The sequence below is a fragment of the Streptomyces sp. NPDC059224 genome, assembly GCF_042754285.1.
Taxonomy (GTDB): Bacteria; Actinomycetota; Actinomycetes; order Streptomycetales; family Streptomycetaceae; genus Streptomyces.
The window spans coordinates 189,785-205,252 of record NZ_JBHZAN010000015.1 but is presented as its reverse complement, the minus strand read 5'-3'; the positions used below and the strand labels follow the sequence as shown (position 1 = coordinate 205,252).

At 73.4% G+C, this 15,468-nt stretch carries 12 protein-coding genes and 3 pseudogenes; 6 read left to right on the top strand and 9 right to left on the bottom strand.

Annotated elements, in window-relative coordinates; genetic code table 11:
* Positions 1–182: 182 nt before the first annotated feature.
* A pseudogene (locus ACFXI4_RS18625) lies at positions 183–305 on the top strand (fructose-bisphosphate aldolase); the annotation flags it as partial.
* A 98-nt stretch (positions 306–403) separates the two neighbouring features.
* Here ACFXI4_RS18625 and ACFXI4_RS18620 read toward each other — a convergent pair.
* The gene (locus tag ACFXI4_RS18620; protein WP_362731352.1) at positions 404–1,534 is read right to left on the bottom strand and encodes a methyltransferase; all 1,131 of its coding nucleotides are present in this window, start codon (positions 1,532–1,534) and stop codon (positions 404–406) included.
* A gap of 67 nt (positions 1,535–1,601) precedes the next feature.
* On the opposite strand from ACFXI4_RS18620, the gene ACFXI4_RS18615 reads away from it, so the two are divergent.
* Positions 1,602–2,252: an alpha-ketoglutarate-dependent dioxygenase AlkB family protein gene (locus ACFXI4_RS18615; protein WP_384991947.1), complete on the top strand. Its 651-nt coding sequence runs from the start codon at positions 1,602–1,604 to the stop codon at positions 2,250–2,252.
* A gap of 136 nt (positions 2,253–2,388) precedes the next feature.
* Positions 2,389–3,624, top strand: a complete 1,236-nt coding sequence (locus ACFXI4_RS18610; RefSeq protein WP_384991944.1) for an ROK family protein — start codon at positions 2,389–2,391, stop codon at positions 3,622–3,624.
* 66 nt (positions 3,625–3,690) lie between these two features.
* Here the strand turns inward: ACFXI4_RS18610 and ACFXI4_RS18605 are convergent.
* From ACFXI4_RS18605 to ACFXI4_RS18595, 3 genes and pseudogenes are all read right to left on the bottom strand, one after another.
* A pseudogene (locus tag ACFXI4_RS18605) lies at positions 3,691–4,515 on the bottom strand (phosphotriesterase); the annotation flags it as partial.
* Positions 4,512–5,096: a DUF4865 family protein gene (locus tag ACFXI4_RS18600; protein ID WP_384991943.1), complete on the bottom strand. Its 585-nt coding sequence runs from the start codon at positions 5,094–5,096 to the stop codon at positions 4,512–4,514. The pseudogene ACFXI4_RS18605 and the gene ACFXI4_RS18600, both read right to left, overlap by 4 nt.
* Positions 5,097–5,162: 66 nt before the next feature.
* Entirely contained in the window at positions 5,163–5,717 is a 555-nt protein-coding gene (locus tag ACFXI4_RS18595) for a TetR/AcrR family transcriptional regulator (protein WP_384991940.1), read from the bottom strand.
* Positions 5,718–5,896: 179 nt separating this feature from the next.
* Here ACFXI4_RS18595 and ACFXI4_RS18590 point away from each other — a divergent pair, with 179 nt between their 5' ends.
* On the top strand, positions 5,897–6,181 hold the full coding sequence (locus tag ACFXI4_RS18590; protein ID WP_384991938.1) for an SHOCT domain-containing protein: 285 nt from the start codon (positions 5,897–5,899) through the stop codon (positions 6,179–6,181).
* 238 nt (positions 6,182–6,419) lie between these two features.
* Here ACFXI4_RS18590 and ACFXI4_RS18585 read toward each other — a convergent pair.
* Both ACFXI4_RS18585 and ACFXI4_RS18580 read right to left on the bottom strand, forming a co-directional pair.
* Positions 6,420–6,953 (bottom strand): annotated as a pseudogene (locus ACFXI4_RS18585) (ATP-binding protein); the annotation flags it as partial.
* Positions 6,954–7,136: 183 nt separating this feature from the next.
* Positions 7,137–7,460: a hypothetical protein gene (locus tag ACFXI4_RS18580; protein WP_362729697.1), complete on the bottom strand. Its 324-nt coding sequence runs from the start codon at positions 7,458–7,460 to the stop codon at positions 7,137–7,139.
* A gap of 356 nt (positions 7,461–7,816) precedes the next feature.
* Between ACFXI4_RS18580 and ACFXI4_RS18575 the strand changes: the two genes are divergently transcribed.
* Positions 7,817–8,941: a PLP-dependent cysteine synthase family protein gene (locus ACFXI4_RS18575; RefSeq protein WP_384991935.1), complete on the top strand. Its 1,125-nt coding sequence runs from the start codon at positions 7,817–7,819 to the stop codon at positions 8,939–8,941.
* 76 nt (positions 8,942–9,017) lie between these two features.
* On the opposite strand, the gene ACFXI4_RS18570 is transcribed toward ACFXI4_RS18575, so the two are convergent.
* Both ACFXI4_RS18570 and ACFXI4_RS18565 read right to left on the bottom strand, forming a co-directional pair.
* On the bottom strand, positions 9,018–9,476 hold the full coding sequence (locus ACFXI4_RS18570) for an SRPBCC family protein (RefSeq protein WP_362729700.1): 459 nt from the start codon (positions 9,474–9,476) through the stop codon (positions 9,018–9,020).
* 67 nt (positions 9,477–9,543) lie between these two features.
* Positions 9,544–10,359 (bottom strand): DeoR/GlpR family DNA-binding transcription regulator, encoded by an 816-nt coding sequence (locus ACFXI4_RS18565; protein ID WP_351712876.1) that lies wholly within the window; start codon positions 10,357–10,359, stop codon positions 9,544–9,546.
* Positions 10,360–10,653: 294 nt separating this feature from the next.
* Here ACFXI4_RS18565 and ACFXI4_RS18560 point away from each other — a divergent pair, with 294 nt between their 5' ends.
* The gene (locus ACFXI4_RS18560) at positions 10,654–12,984 is read left to right on the top strand and encodes a hypothetical protein (protein ID WP_384991932.1); all 2,331 of its coding nucleotides are present in this window, start codon (positions 10,654–10,656) and stop codon (positions 12,982–12,984) included.
* On the opposite strand, the gene ACFXI4_RS18555 is transcribed toward ACFXI4_RS18560, so the two are convergent.
* Positions 12,985–15,423, bottom strand: a complete 2,439-nt coding sequence (locus ACFXI4_RS18555) for a right-handed parallel beta-helix repeat-containing protein (protein ID WP_384991929.1) — start codon at positions 15,421–15,423, stop codon at positions 12,985–12,987.
* Positions 15,424–15,468 lie beyond the last annotated feature (45 nt).

Genomic DNA, 15,468 nt, shown 5'->3' with positions numbered 1-15,468 from the left:
GGCACCTGCGCACGCCCGCGATCACCGCCGCCCCCGGCAGCCTCGACCCGCTCGCCGCACCCGTCCGCGCCCGGCGTCTCGGGATCGCAGCCGCCCGGAGCCTCGACCCCGGCCGGCCGTGCCACCTCGCCCGCTCGGTGAACCCCGCCCGCTCGGTGAGGCGTGACCGGGCCGTCGGCGGGGCCGGTTCGCCCGTGGTCCTCCAAGCCGGCGAGAACGCCGTCAAGTTCCGCCACGGACAACTCCTCCCGCTCGCCCGCGCGGCCGCCACGGCCGTCGGACCGGCCTGCGTGCCCGTCGCGGTCCGGCCGCGTGCACGCCATGACCGACCCGCACCGCGGCCCTCGGCGTCGGCGGGGAGGCCGTGGTCCACGAGATCACGAGGATCACCGGTGCCTGGGGACTATCCCCGCTTGACCGCCTTCAGCACCACGAACTTCGGGTCGCTGGCGACCAGTTGGCTGTTGCCGAACAGCTTGCGCAGCTTCAGGTGGTAGCCCAGGTGGCGGTTGCCGACCACCCACAGCTCGCCGCCCGGCCGCAGTGCCCGCATCGCCCCGGTGAACATCCGCCACGCCGTCGCGTCGGTGGTCGCCTGGTGGGAGTGGAACGGCGGGTTGTTCAGCACCGTGTCCACGCTTTCGGCAGCGACCCCGGCCAGCCCGTCCCCGACCCGGAACTCGGCATGCCCGGGTACCCCGTTCGCCTTGTAGGTGGCCTCCGCCGAGGCCACCGCCTGGAACGACTCGTCGACGAACAGCACCTCGGCCGTCGGATCGGCCAGCGCCACCGCCGTACCGATCACCCCGTTGCCGCATCCCAGGTCCACCACCCGGCGCCCGCCCGTGGGCAGATGACGGAGGAAGAACCGGGTGCCGATGTCGAGCCGGTCGGCGCAGAAGACCCCCGCGTGATTGACGACCGTACGCCCGGCGGCCGCACCGATCCCGTCCGGGAGCTCGTAGCTCAGCGGCCACGGGTTGACCGGCCGCCGGAGCGAGGGGTCCGGGGAGCAGTGGATCAGCCGGGCCTTCTGCTGGGCCAGCGAGGTCCGGGTCGGGCCGAGGATCCGCTCGAACAGCCGCAGCGTCGACGTGTGGATCTCCTTCACCATGCCGGTGCCGATCACCACCGTGTCCGCGTGCACGGCGGGCGCCAGCCTGAGCAGCTGGTCCTCCAGCAGCGCCAGGCTCTTCGGCACCCGCACCAGCAGCACGTCCACCCGCTCCGGCGGCGGGTCCTGGGTGGTGAGCAGCTGTACCGCCCCCGGCTCGACGCCCGCACGCGCCAGGTTGGCCCGGGTCGCCTCCTGGCCCAGGTACGAGTCGGTGATCTGCGTCGGCCGGTGCCCGGCCAGCGCCGTGACCAGGGCGCCCCAGCGGTCGCCGAGGACCACGACCGTCCCGGACAGTCCGGTCCGTTCCTCGGCCAGATACCTCAGCAGGTACGCGTCGGAGGCGTCCCAGGCGCGCAGCCGGTCGCTCGGCTCCTCGGGGAAGCGGGCCAGCTCGTACTCGCCCCACGCAGTCGTCATACGGTCGCTCATCGTGCGTCCAGGCTAGCGGAGCCGCAGCTCAGACCCGGTCGGGCAGGATGGGGGCATGGAGGACGAACTGTTTCCGAGGGCGTGCGCCCAGGTCGCGCCGGGCGCCGTGCACGTCCCCGGCTGGCTGAGCGCGCGCGGCCAGAGTGAGCTGCTGGACGCATGCCGGACGTGGGCCCGGCCACCCGCCGGACTGCGCACCGTCCGCACGCCCCAGGGCGGCACCATGACCGCCCGCCAGGTCTGCCTGGGCTGGCACTGGTACCCGTACGCCTACGCCCGCACCGTCGTCGACGGCGACCACAGCCCCGTCAAGCCGTTCCCGGCCTGGCTCGACGAACTGGGCCGCCGCGCGGTGACCGACGCGCTGGGCCCGCGGGCGGCGGACGGATTGTCGTACGACATCGCACTGATCAACTTCTACGACGCCGACGCCAGGATGGGCATGCACCGGGACGCCGAGGAGAGGTCCGACGCACCGGTGGTGTCACTGAGCCTCGGCGACACCTGCGTGTTCCGCTTCGGGAACACCGAGACCAGGACGAAGCCGTACACGGACGTGGAACTGCGCTCGGGCGACCTGTTCGTGTTCGGGGGCGAGAGCAGGCTGGCGTATCACGGGGTACCGCGGGTCCACCCGGGGACCGGACCGGCGGAGCTGGGCCTGACCGGCCGTCTGAACATCACACTGAGAGTCGGCGGATGGTGACGTGCCCGGGCCGGAGCGCTCCGCCGGGGGCGCGCGGCTGAACCGATGTGCGGCCGCGCCGCGTGGGCCCGACCAGCCCCGACGCCGCCGTACCTTCGATACGGCCGCTCCTGCGGATCATGGCAGACTCCCTCTCATGAGCGGCAAGGCGGCCCCCGGCCCGACGGGGAACGGAACCTCGAAGCCCCGGCTGGACCGAGGGCGCGGCGCACTCGGTCCCGCACTGGAACTCGTGCACACCGGCCGCGCCCCCACCCGCGCCGTGCTCACCGCCGAACTCGGTGTCACCCGGGCCACGGCCGGCGCCGTCGCCGCCGAACTGGAGGCGCTCGGCCTGATCAGGGTCGACGCCCACCCGGGGGCCGCGGCCGGCTCGCAGGGCCGCCCCTCGCACCGCCTGGAGGTCGCCGAACGCGGCCCCGTCGCGCTCGCGGCGCAGGTCCACGCCGACGGATTCCGTGCCGCGCTGGTCGGCCTGGGCGGCCGGATCCTGGCCACCGCACCCGGCTGCGAGACCGTCGACGCCGACCCGGCGAAGGTGCTCGGCTCGGTGGTGGAGGCCGGCGCCGGCCTGCTCCGCACCACCGGCCTGCACTGCGTCGGCGCCGGTCTCGCCGTGCCCTCCGCCGTCGCCGAACCGGAGGGCCTCGCCCTCAACCCCCTGCACCTGGCCTGGCCGGTGGGCGCGCCGGTACGCCGGATCTTCGCCCAGTGCGTGCGCGATGCCGGGATCACCGGCCCGGCCTTCGCGGGCAACGACGTGAACCTGGCCGCACTCGCCGAGCACCGGCACGGCGCGGGCCGGGGCGCCCGTGATCTGCTGTGCGTGGCCACCGGGCACCGGGGTGTGGGCGGCGCACTGGTCCTCGACGGGCGCCTGCACACCGGGAGTTCGGGGCTGGCCCTGGAGGTCGGCCACCTCACCGTCAATCCCGAGGGCCGCCCCTGCCACTGCGGCGGCCGGGGCTGTCTGGACGTGGAGGCGGATCCGCTGGCGTTGCTCATCGAGGCGGGCCGGGAACCCGGCCCCGAGGTGTCGCTGCTCCGGCAGGCCGAGGACCTGGTCCGCGACCACTACGCCGACCCGACCGTGCGCAGGGCCGCCGAGGCCCTGATCGACCGCCTCGGCCTGGGCCTGGCCGGTCTGGTCAACATCCTCAACCCCGACCGCATCATCCTCGGCGGCCTGCACCGCACCCTGCTGGACGCCGACCCCGAGCGGCTGCGTGCCGTCGTCGCCGACCGCAGCCTGTGGGGCCAGAGCGGTGGCGTACCGATCCTGCCGTGCACGCTGAGCCACAACAGCCTCGTGGGAGCGGCCGAGTTGGCATGGCAGCCGGTGCTGGACGACCCACTGGGGGCGCTGCGGTGACCGTCCGCCCCTGAGGCCCGCGCGCCGTCGGGCCCCCGTGGCTCTCGGCCGAGGTCCAGGCGACCGACGCCAGTCGACGGCGAACGCCCGGGCCGGGTTGTCGACGAGGATGCGGCGAACCCCCTCCGCGTCCAGTTCCGCCTCCAGCCGCGGCCGGGTCCGCCGCAGCAGGTACGGCATCCCGGGCCCGCCGTCCACCGACCGGGCCCCCGCCACCACCGTGTCCCCGCCGAGCAGCAGCCGGTCCCCGAAGCCCGCCTCGGCCAGGGCCCGGACGGCCGCCGGCATCCGCCGGTCGGTGGTGTGGTTGGTCCGGGACGGCCCGTCGAAGGCCAGCCGGGAGCCGGAGGAGGCGGCCTGCCGTTGGACGACCAGATCGGGGGAGCGGTGTTGAGATGACCGAGGATCACCCGGTCGCCGGGCACGCCCAACTGCCCGTACAGCAGGTCCAGTACGTCGAGTGCGCCGGTGCCCAGCCCCAGGTGCACGCCGATGGGCGTGCCCGTCGTGTGGTGGGCTTCCGCGGCGGCCGTCATCGTCCAGCGGGCGTGCGCGTCGAGCGCGTGGAAACCGCCGGCCACCTTGATCAGACCGGCGCGCACCCCGGACGTCCCGATGCCCTCGGTCGGCTCGGGGACGAAGACGTCGGCGAGCCGACCGCCCAGCCCGCCGAGCAACTCCGGTGTGCAGTGGGCCGCTTGAAGCAGTCCTGTCGCGCAGACCAGATGCACGCCGGTGGCCCGGGACAGCAGGGGCAGGTCGGCCGCCCGCCGCCCCATCCCGTACGGCGTCCACCGCACGACGCCCGTCCCGCCCGAGGTGGTCGTGCGCGTCGCACACGCCGAGGTCCTCGGGCCGCAGGTCGCCGAGGACGGTCCGGACGGTGCTCACCACTGCCGTCCGCGCGGCAGCCGGTCCCGGCCGGGCGCGGACATGTGCAGCACCTGGAACACGTCCCCCTCGGCCTTCGGGACCTCGTGCGCCCAGAGCGAGAAGTGGACCAGCTCCCAGCGGGCGGTGTCCACGGCCGCCGCCGCCAGCACCGCCCCGTCCTCGGCCGCGACCCGCCCGGTCTCCCGCACCGCGTCCGCCATCAGCCCGGACAGCTCGGTCCCCTCCGGCACCGGCTCCCGTCGCCGGACCGCGAGGGCGGCACGGGCATCGGCCGCACCGCCCTCCTCGTACGCCAGTCCCGACCACTGCCGTGCCTCGGGCCGCCCGAAGTCGTTCACGAGCCCCTGGAAGGCGCCTGCCCACAGGAAGCGGTTCATGCCCGCCACGGTGTTCCAGAGGTAGAACGGCGCGTACTGGTTGACCGGTGAGCCGTGCACACCGCGCTCGCGCGCCAGGTACGTCTTGAAGACGAGGCCGTCCCAGTCGTCGAGCAGATGCCCGACGCGGGCCACCCGGTCACGGACGATGCCCATGTCGTAGTCGGCCGGCAGCGTCAGCTCGTACTGCAGGGCGTGCATGAACGAACCTCTCTCTCGGGCGTTCGGGCGAGGGGGTGTTCGGCGGCGCACTTGCGCGCACGTACGTCAGCTCCTGAGCAGTGACAGCAGTCCGCGTACGCCGGCGTCGAACGCGGCGGGCGAGCCGGAGGCACGGGCGAGGACGTAACCCCCCTGCACGGTCGCCAGGACCGTCGCGGCGATCTCCGCAGCGTCCACCCGCGGCCCGAACTGCCCCTGCTCCTTGCCCTCCTCGACGATCCCGGCGATCAGCCTCCGGATCCGGTCGAGGGTCTCGTCGAGGGGTGCCCGCAGTTCGTCGCTCGCGATGACGTCCGGGTCCATGGTCAGCCGTCCGACGGGGCAGCCGCGCAGTACGTCGCGCTCGCGCCGCAGGTACGCCTCGATCCGTTCGTACGGTGAGCCCGGCCCGGCGAGGACACCCTCCGCGGCGGCCAGCAACTCCTCGGCGGTGCGCCGGATGGCGGCCAGGGCCAGGTCCGGCTTGCCCTTGAAGTGGTGGTACATGCTGCCCTGGCCGGCCTCGGCGCGTTCCAGGATCGCCTTCGGGCTGGTGCCGACGTAGCCGCGCTCCCAGAGCAGCTCACGGGTGGACTCGATCAGACGCTCCGGCGTGCTCATACGATCAGTGTACATACTGGTAGTTACAGAATGCCGGCCTGCGGAAGCGGCCCGGCCGCCGCCGCGTACTCCCCAGGAGGTACGGCGACTGCCGCCGGCCGCACGACGACCCGCACCCCTCCGCCGAGCCAGTCTCGATGCGACACACCAAGACGTTGCGGCAAAGGAGTTGAGCCGAGATGGAGACCCTGGCGAACTGGGACGGCGGGCCCGGCCCGTGGATCCTGTTCTTCCCGCTGATCTGGGCGGCGGCGGTGATCGGCGTCGTCACCGTCCTGCGCCGCACCGCGGGGCGCGGCGGCCCCTGGCGGCCGATGGGCGTCGCGCGCCCGGCCGGCGACTCACCGCTCGCCGTCCTCGGCCGGCGCTTCGCCTCCGGCGAGATCGACGAGGACGAGTACTGGCGGCGGCTGTCGGTCCTGGAGGAGCAGTTCGGCCGCATCGGCAAGGGCGGTGCGGCCTGAGCGCGACGACGGCCCCACCGGGCGACCCCGCTTCGGGCGCCCGTTCGCCGTGCGGGGGCGCCCGGGAGGGAAACTCACCGCCCGCTCAACTGGCGACAGCCGAGCGGGCGGGAGCGTGTGCGGTGTCAGAGGCACCGGCGGTCGCGGGTACGGCAGCCGAGGGACCCGTGGCCGGGGGTGTGACGGCGGTGGTACCGGCGGACAGGTGTGCGGCAGCGGGGGCACCGGCGCCGACCTGTGCGGTGGCGGGGGCGCCCGCGGTCGCGTGCGCGACGGCCGGCGCTCCGGTGGCCGCCGGTCCGGCCGCCACGACCCGCCGGGGTGCCGGCTCGGGCGTACGGTGCTGCGGGCGGCCTGCCTTGGACGCGGCGGCCGACGCGGGCAGGGTGAACCACACGACCTTGCCGTCGTCGTGCGGTCGCACCCCCCAGCTCTCACTGACCGCCGCCACCATCGCCAGGCCCCGTCCGCAGGTGGCCATGGGGGCGACGTCCGTCCCGTCCTCGACCACCGGGAGCCGTGGATCGTGGTCACGGACGGACACCGTGAGCCGGTCGAGCTGGAGCTCGATCTCCACGGTGCAGTTCTTGTCGGGCTGGGCGTGCCGGTGGACGTTGGTCAGCAACTCCGTCACACCGAGCGCGGCCCGGTCTATCAACGGGTCAAGGCGCCAGTAGCGCAACTGTGCAGATACGATTCTGCGGACCTGGCCGATCCGCGAGGGCAGGGCTTGGAGCTCCACCGAGCAGTGTCTGCTTGGGTGTTCGATCACGACTGCGACTCCCCGACGTGAGGTCCGGAAGAACACGGAGAACGGATCCAGCAGGGTGCCGCCGTCCATGGGGCCGCCTGCTGTCGTGGCCGGCGGGCTGGTTCGCAGCGTTATCGCCGGTAAACCCAGAGTGACGTGAGACAAGCGTGACCCAGCGCACACGGTCCCGCAACTCGCCGTGATTCAGTGGTCCCGTCCGGCGGCCCGCCGCACCGCCTCGATGAAGCGGCTCGCCGCGGGCGGCCCGGGCTCGCCCGGCGCCGGGTCGTGCTCGCCCAGGGTGAGCGAGTAGCGCTGGCCGTTGAGGTCGGCCAGGGCCCGGTCCTGCGCCGCGAACCACGGCTTGGAGGCACGTACCGCCTGTACGGGCGCGCTGTCGATCTCACTGCCGTAGCTGGTCAGCAGCTGCAGCCTGCCGTCGCTTATCCGGACCTGCCCGGCCCGGGTGAGCGAACGCAGCCGCTTGTCGATCCGCACGCCCTTCGCCGTGAACTCCGGCTCCGCCATCCTGCCCGCCCCTTTTCGAGAACCTCGCTGACCGGCCCGCGGGCTTGTGGCCCGGGCCGGCGTGCTCCGGCTCGTGTGGTGATCCAGTGTGCGCCCCCGTTCGGGACGTTCGTCCCGTCCGGTGGCAGTCTGCCCGCCCCCGGCGAGGAGCACCAGTACGCACGGGCGGCCGGGCAGGGGGCGCCCGGAGCACTCGGGGCAATGCGCCCCCGTTGGATTCGAGCCACCGTTCCCCAGTGGGCCTTTGAGACGCCCAAAGATGTGTTTATGCAGGTGAGAAGCGCTGCGGAGGATGCTTATGATCGGTGCGTCGGCCGCACTTCGACGCCGTCGGCGCCCAGCGCAAGGAGTCCGCCGTGAGCACCACCCCGCAGATCCGCACCGGCGCCACCCTCGACGTCGACCACAGCGACAGCGAGTACCGCGGCTGGCTCAAAGAGGCCGTCCGCAAAGTCCAGGCCGACGCGAATCGCTCGGCGGACACCCACCTGCTGCGCTTCCCGCTTCCCGAGGCATGGGGCATCGACCTCTACCTCAAGGACGAGTCGACCCATCCCACAGGAAGCCTCAAGCACCGGCTGGCCCGTTCGCTCTTCCTCTACGGTCTGTGCAATGGCTGGATCCGGCCGGGCCGTCCCGTGATCGAGGCGTCCAGCGGCTCGACGGCGGTCTCCGAGGCGTACTTCGCCAAGCTGATCGGCGTTCCCTTCATCGCCGTCATGCCACGTACGACCAGTTCGGAGAAGTGCCGGCTCATCGAGTTCCACGGCGGGCAGTGCCACTTCGTGGACGACTCCCGCAAGATGTACGAGGAGTCCGCGCGCCTCGCGGGGGAGAGCGGCGGCCACTACATGGACCAGTTCACCTACGCCGAACGGGCCACGGACTGGCGCGGCAACAACAACATCGCCGAGTCCATCTTCCGTCAGCTGGAGTTGGAGCGGTTCCCGGAGCCGGCCTGGATCGTCGCCACGGCGGGGACCGGCGGTACGTCGGCGACGCTCGCGCGCTACGTCCACTACACCCAGCGCGACACCCGGATCTGCGTCGCGGACCCCGAGAACTCGTGCTTCTTCGAGGGCTGGACCACCGGCGAGCAGGACGTCACCTGTGACTGCGGGTCCCGGATCGAGGGCATCGGGCGGCCACGGATGGAACCGAGCTTCGTGCCCGGCGCCATCGACCGGATGATGAAGGTGCCGGACGCGGCGAGCGTGGCGGCGGTGCGGGCGCTGGAGCGGGCGATCGGACGGAAGGCGGGCGGTTCCACCGGGACCGGCCTGTGGAGCGCGCTGAAGATCGTGTCCGAGATGGTGGCGGCGGGGCGCACGGGAAGCGTGGTGACGCTGCTGTGCGATCCGGGGGACCGCTATCTCGACAAGTACTACTCGGATTCCTGGCTGGAGGAGCAGGGGCTGGACATCGCTCCCTTCGCGGCCGCCATCGAGTCCCTGCTGGCCACGGGGGTGTGGCCGGACTAGGTTCGAGGGTGCGAGCCGTCGGCCGCCGGCCGCGCGGGTGTCCTGGCCCCTGGAGCGGTGCTGCGGCCCGCGGCGTTCACAGCCCGGCGTCCAGGGCCCGTATCCCCTCGCGGATCGCCCGGCCCATGCCCGGTGCCGCCAGGCGGCACACCGCACGGAACGGCGCCGTACCGTCCAGGGCGAACGTCATCCGCACCCGGGTTCCGGTGCCCTGGGGGGTGAGGTGCCACTCCTCCAGCCAGGCCCCCGCGCCCGGTACGTTCGCCGTGTCCACGCGGTAGGCGTACACCTCGGGCGACGTCGACGCGATCACCGTCTCCTCGAAGCGGACACCGCCCCGGAGCAGTACCGCACGGCCGTGCTCCGTCGGGCGGGCCGACTTCACCCCTGTCATCCACCGCGACCACCCCGGCACGTCCTCCGCGAGGGCCCGGAAGACCGCCTGGGGCGCCGCCGTCATCTCCCGTCCGAACACCAGCCGTACGGGTGCGGTCTCGACGAAGTCGATTCCCACCGGACGCAGTTGGTGAACCAATGGACCGACCTCCTCGACGGACGCTGTCCCGAAAAGGTAGCTGACGGTCCGTCAGTTGTCTGTACCCTCAGTCGGTTTCGCCCGCCACCACCAGCCGGCGCAGGTGCTCGGAGATCTCCGCGCGTGCCGCCGCGGGCAGCCCCGCGTCCGTGACGAGCGTGTCGACCTGCTCCAGCTTGGCGAACGAACTCAGGCCCACCGTGCCCCACTTGGTGTGGTCGGCGACCACCACGACCCGCCGGGCCGACTGCACCAGACGGCGGTTGGTCTCCGCCTCCGCGAGGTTCGGCGTGGAGAGCCCGGCTTCGACCGATATGCCGTGCACGCCGAGGAACAGCAGGTCGAAGTGGAGGGCCCCGATGGCCTGGTCGGCCACCGGGCCGACCAGCGAGTCGGACGGGGTGCGCACCCCGCCGGTGAGGACGACGGTCGCCGCGCCCTGCCGCTGCCCGGAGACCCGCTGGGCGGCGTGGAAGACGTCGGCGACCCGCACCGAGTTGGTCACCACGGTCAGGTCGGGGACCTCCAGGAGCTGATGGGCCAGCGCGTACGTCGTCGTACCGCCGGACAGGGCGATCGCCGTTCCCGGCACGACCAGCTCCGCGGCGGCCCGGGCGATGTCCTCCTTGGCCGTCAGCTCCAGCCCCGACTTGGCCTCGAACCCCGGCTCGTGCGTGCTCGCCTCGACCACCGGCACCGCACCGCCGTGCACCTTCTCCAGCACGCCCTGCCGGGCCAGCGCGTCCAGGTCCCGGCGTACCGTCATGTCCGACACGCCGAGCTTGCGGGTCAGTTCGTTGACCCGGACGCCGCCCCGGCGCCGGACCTCGTCCAGGATCAGGGCGCGGCGCTGCTCCGCGAGGAGGTTCTGGTTCTCGCTCACGTACGCTCCGGTCCTCTCGCCTAAAGCCGTCCGACACGCCCTGCGTACCGGCTCCGACCAGGACATTCCGCTCGGCTCCGGTGCGTGGGCGCCTCATCCTTTCACGGGAGTGCACCGGTTGCGCCACTCCCTGTGCCGGTGCGCACATGTCATTCGGTCACCGCGTGTTCCCTCAGGTGTCACACACAACGGGGGAGATTCCGTGGCGAGTGGTGTACGTCACACCGGAATCGGAGATCCTGGAACCTCACGCAGACAGATCCATCGGCGCGACACGGGGGAAGTGCGAGAACAGTGGAACGCGCGCAGGAACGCACCGCCGACGCCCTCGCGGAGCGGCCGGCGGCGACGGAAGCCGGGCCCGCCGCACCGGAGCTCGACCTGGAACTGAGAGTGCACGGCGTCGGCGGCAGCACGCCCGAGAAGATGCTCGGCGATCCACGCACGGTGCGGATCACCGGCGACGACACCGCGGCCGTCTTCCGGCGCGCCGTGGACGCCGACGCCGAGGCCCGGCCCGGCGACTACCGCGACCGCCCGGTGGCCGAGGCGTACGTCTGGTGCAACCTCACCTCCGGCAACGCCTCCCGCGCCCTGTGGCTGCTGCTCCTGCCGTTCATGGTGGTCAACCTCGCCCACTGGATGCGCCCCGCCGCCCAGGACCGGCCGCGCACCGTCCGCTGCTACGGCCTGCTGGTCCGGCTCGCCGGACTCACCCTGACGGTGCTGCTGGTCGCCGCCGCCTGCGAGGTCGCCCTTGACCTGGCCGCCTGGCAGTGCGCGGGCACCGCCGCCTGCGCCCGCCGGCACTCCTGGCTCGGCTTCCTCTCACCCACCGGCACGGCCGGCGGCTGGTGGAGCGCCCCCGGCCGCCGCCTCGCCCTGGCCGCCCTGGTGCCCGCCGCGCTGACCGGCCTGCTCTGGTACCTCTCGCACCGCACCTGGAGCGCCTACGAGTCCACCCGGCCCCTGGCGCACGACGCCGAGCCCGGGCAGACCTCTCTCGGCAGCCCCGGCTTCTGGTACGGGCGCCGGCTGGTGGCCCGGCTGCGCGCCGCCCACACCGCGGTGGGCCTGCTCACCGTCGCCGCCGCGGTCCTGGCACCCGCGGCCGCCTTCGACCGCCGGACCGGCGGGTCCGCCGTACTGGACGCGGCCGGGTGGCTCCTGTCCGGCGCACTGGCCGTCCTGGCGGCCGCCGCGGTGGGGGTGGTGTGCCGCCGGGGCCGCAGCGAGAACATCCTCGACCAGGAACTCGACCGGCACCTGGTACGACGCCTGCCGCTCGGCGCGTTCGCCCTGCTGGTCCTCGTCGCGGTGTACGCCGGCTGGTCCCGGCCGGGCTGGCGCTCCGTGGGGCGGCTCGCCGGGGAACCGGCCTTCGGCGGCCTGGTCCTGGCCCAGGGCGTCCTGGTGATCGTCCTCGGGGCCGTCGCCCACGACCTGCACCGCCGGCGACCCGATCCGCGCGCCGCGATGGGCGGTCTCGGCGGCCCCGCGGTCGCCCTGCTCGCCTGCGCGCTCGGCGGGGTGATCTCCGGCGGGGTCGCCCAGCGGGTCTCCGACTGGCTGGACGGCACCGCAACCTCCATCGCCGGGCCGCCGGTTCTGCTGACCTGGCAGGCGTCGGTGATCCCGCCCGTCCTCGTGGTGCTGCTCGCCGCGGTCGCCTGGCTCTCCTGGCGGACCTCGCGGCTCGGCCACGCCGAACGCGCCGCCGTCGGCCTCGACCACGCAGGCGAGCCGGAGGACACCGCACGCACCCGCCGTATCGCCCGAGTCCGTGCCATGGCGGCCCTCACCGACCGGACGCCGCTCGTCGTCACCGTGCTGTGCGCCGCCACCCTGGTGCTGGGCGCCGGCGCGCTGGTGGGCGCGCTGGCCACCGGGAAGACACCGGACGCGGCCTCGGACCGGACGTACGGGCTGGTGCACGGCGCGGCCCAGGCCTCGCAGGCGCTCGGCTCCTGGCTGGTCGGGCTCGGCTTCATACTCTTCGTCACCTGGGGCCGGCGCGCCTACAAGGACGCCTCCGCCCGGCGCACCATCGGCATCCTCTGGGACGTCGGCACCTTCTGGCCGCGCGCCGCCCACCCCTTCGCCCCGCCCTGCTACGCCGAGCGCGCGGTGCCCGACCTGACCTGGCGCATGGACACCTGGATCCGCCGCACCGGCGGCCGGCTCGTCCTCTCCGGCCACTCCCAGGGCAGCGTCCTCGCGGCCGCGGCGGCCTGGCAGCTGACCCCGTCGGTCCGCGGGCGGGTCGGCCTGCTCACGTACGGCTCCCCGCTGGAGCGGCTGTACGGCCGCTGGTTCCCCGCCCACTTCGGGCCGGCCGAACTCGGCTTCCTGTACCGCGAGGTGGCCTGCTGGCGCAATCTCTACCGTCTCACCGACCCCATCGGCGGCCCGGTACGCATCGTCGGCGGCGACGGCCCGTCCGTCGACCACACGCCTCTGAAGGACCCCCTGGCCTACGGACGCACCCCGGGCCATCCGCTGCCCGCTCCGATCCTGGGCCACTCCGACTACCAGGCGGACCCGGTCTTCGCCGGGGAACGGGAACGGCTGCTGGCACGGCTGCGCCCGGAACTGCCCGGGCAGCGGCCCCGGCAGGCGGACTGATCAGGCGAGCTCCGGAAGGTCCTGCGCGTACAGCAGGGTGAGGTCGTCGGTGCTCGGGTCGGCGAGCTGGGCGACCCGGCTCGCGTGCCGCTCGACCATCGCCTCGAACGTCTGCCGCGCGGTGCGTCCGTTGCCGAACGCGGGGCCCTTGGGGAGCACGGTGAAGTACGTCCGCAGCGCCTCGAAGGCCCCCGGCGCCAGCCGGTACTCGTGCTCGTCGGCCTGCTGTTCCACGATCCGCAGCAGTTCGTCCGGGCCGTAGTCGCCGAAGGTGATGGTCCGGGAGAACCGGGACGCCACACCGGGGTTGACCGAGAGGAAGCGCTCCATCTCCGCCGTGTAGCCCGCGACGATCACCACCACGGCGTCGCGGTGGTCCTCCATCAGCTTCACCAGTGTGTCGATGGCCTCCTTGCCGAAGTCCCGCCCGGCGTCCTCCGGCGACAGCGCGTACGCCTCGTCGATGAACAGCACACCGCCGTGCGCCCGCTTGAACGCCTCCTGGGTGCGGATCGCCGTGGAGCCGATGTGCTCACCGACCAGGTCGACCCGGGACACCTCGACCAGATGGCCCTTCTCCAGCACCCCGAGGGAGGCGAGGATCTCGCCGTAGAGCCGGGCCACCGTCGTCTTGCCGGTACCGGGGGAGCCCGTGAAGACCAGGTGCCGCTTGACCGAGGCGGCCTTCAGGCCGGCCTGCTGACGGCGCCGGCCGACCTCGATCATGTCGGTCAGGGCGCGGACCTCGCGCTTGACGCTCTCCAGGCCCACAAGCGCGTCGAGTTCACCGAGCACGGCCTGGGAGGTGCGGGCCGGCTCCCGGGGCTCGGCGGGCGCCGGCAGCGGTTCCTGTTCGGTGCTGCGCTGGACGGGGATCGCGCCCAGCAGCCCGGGGGTCTGGTGCGCGGTCTGCACGACCGGCTCGTGCGTGGCGGACGGGCGCAGACTGCCGCTCTCGTCGCTGGTGCAGTCCTCCACCACCGGGCCGGTGCCGGAGCCCGTGTCCGGGCCGCCGTCGGCGAACTCGTAACCGCCGCGTGCGCACCGCTCCGTACGGCACTTGCGCAGTGTCGTCCGGCAGCCGTCGATCACGTGGAACCCGTAGCCGCCGCTGCCGGTGACCCGGCAGTTCTGGAAGGTGCCGCGGCCGCCCGCCGACACGTAGAAGCCCGCCTCGGCGGGGGAGTCCACCGTGCAGCGTTCGAGCGTGGGGTCGGCGCCCTTGGTGACGATCACTCCGGTCTGGGTGCCGTCCACCGTGCAGTTGTTGAGGGTGCCGCCGCTGCCGTGGTCGCGGAACCAGGCGCCGGTGGCCGCGTCCCGGATCCGGCAGTCGTCCAGCTGCGCGGTCGCCCCGTCGCTCACCGACACCGCCGTGTTGCGCACCTGGGAGAGATCGCTGTCGACGACGTCCGCGCGCGAGCCGCGGTCCAGCACGAACAGCGCGTCCGGCACGTCGTGCACCCGGCAGGAGTCCAGGACGGCGGTGGCGCCGTCGCTCACCCACACCGCCGGGTAGTCGCCGGTGCTGTCGAAGATCTCGCACTGGTTGGCGTCCACGCGGGTGCCCGGGTCCCACACCGACAGCCCGTTGCGCCCGAACTGACGCACGGTGGTCCGGGTCAGCGTCAGCACCGAGCGCGAGCGCAGGTCGACCGCGTTCTCCGGGATGTCGTGGATACGGCAGTCGGCGAGGGTGAGCACCGCGTCGGTGTCGAGGGTGACCCCGTCGGCGGTGGTGCGGTGCACATCGCAGTCGGTGAGGTGCGCCGTGGCCCGCGCGGTGACCTGCACGCCTGATCCGCGCACCTCGTAGATCTCACAACCCACTGCCTCCAGTGCGGTGTTCTCCCCGGTCGCCGTCACCCCCGTGCCCGAGGCGTGGTGGATCCGGCAGCGCTCCAGCCGCGGGTGACCCCCGCCGCGGACCGCCACGCCCGCCTGACCGGCCGCGACGATCTCGCACTCCTCGAACACGCCACCGCCGCCGTCGAGCACGGCGATGCCGATGCCGGCCGGGTTGTCCACGGTGCAGCGCCGCACGGTCGGTCGCGCGCCGCCGCGCACCTCGATGCCTGCGGCGGAGCGGGTGACGATCCGCACGTCGAGCAGCTCGGGTGTGCCCTCCTCGACCAGCAGCGCGGGCGCGGCCGCGTCCTGGCCCTCCACGTGCAGGTCCTGTACGACCGCCGAGGCCCGCACGGTCAGCGGCACCCCGTCGGCGGGCGCGATGCGCACCGAGCCGGGCGAGCCCTCCGGTCCGCGCAGCGTCACCGCGCGCTGGACGACGAGGTTCTCCCGGTAGGTGCCGGGCGCGACCGTCAGGACGTCGCCGTCCGCGGCGGCCTCCAGGGCGGCGGCGAGCGATGCGTACTCACCTGTGCGGCGCCGCCACCTCGATGTGCCGGTGTGCGTCACCTGGACCGTGCCCTGTGCCATGGCGTTGCTGAGCCCCCACCTCGTCGTACAGATCGCTTGCTCGCC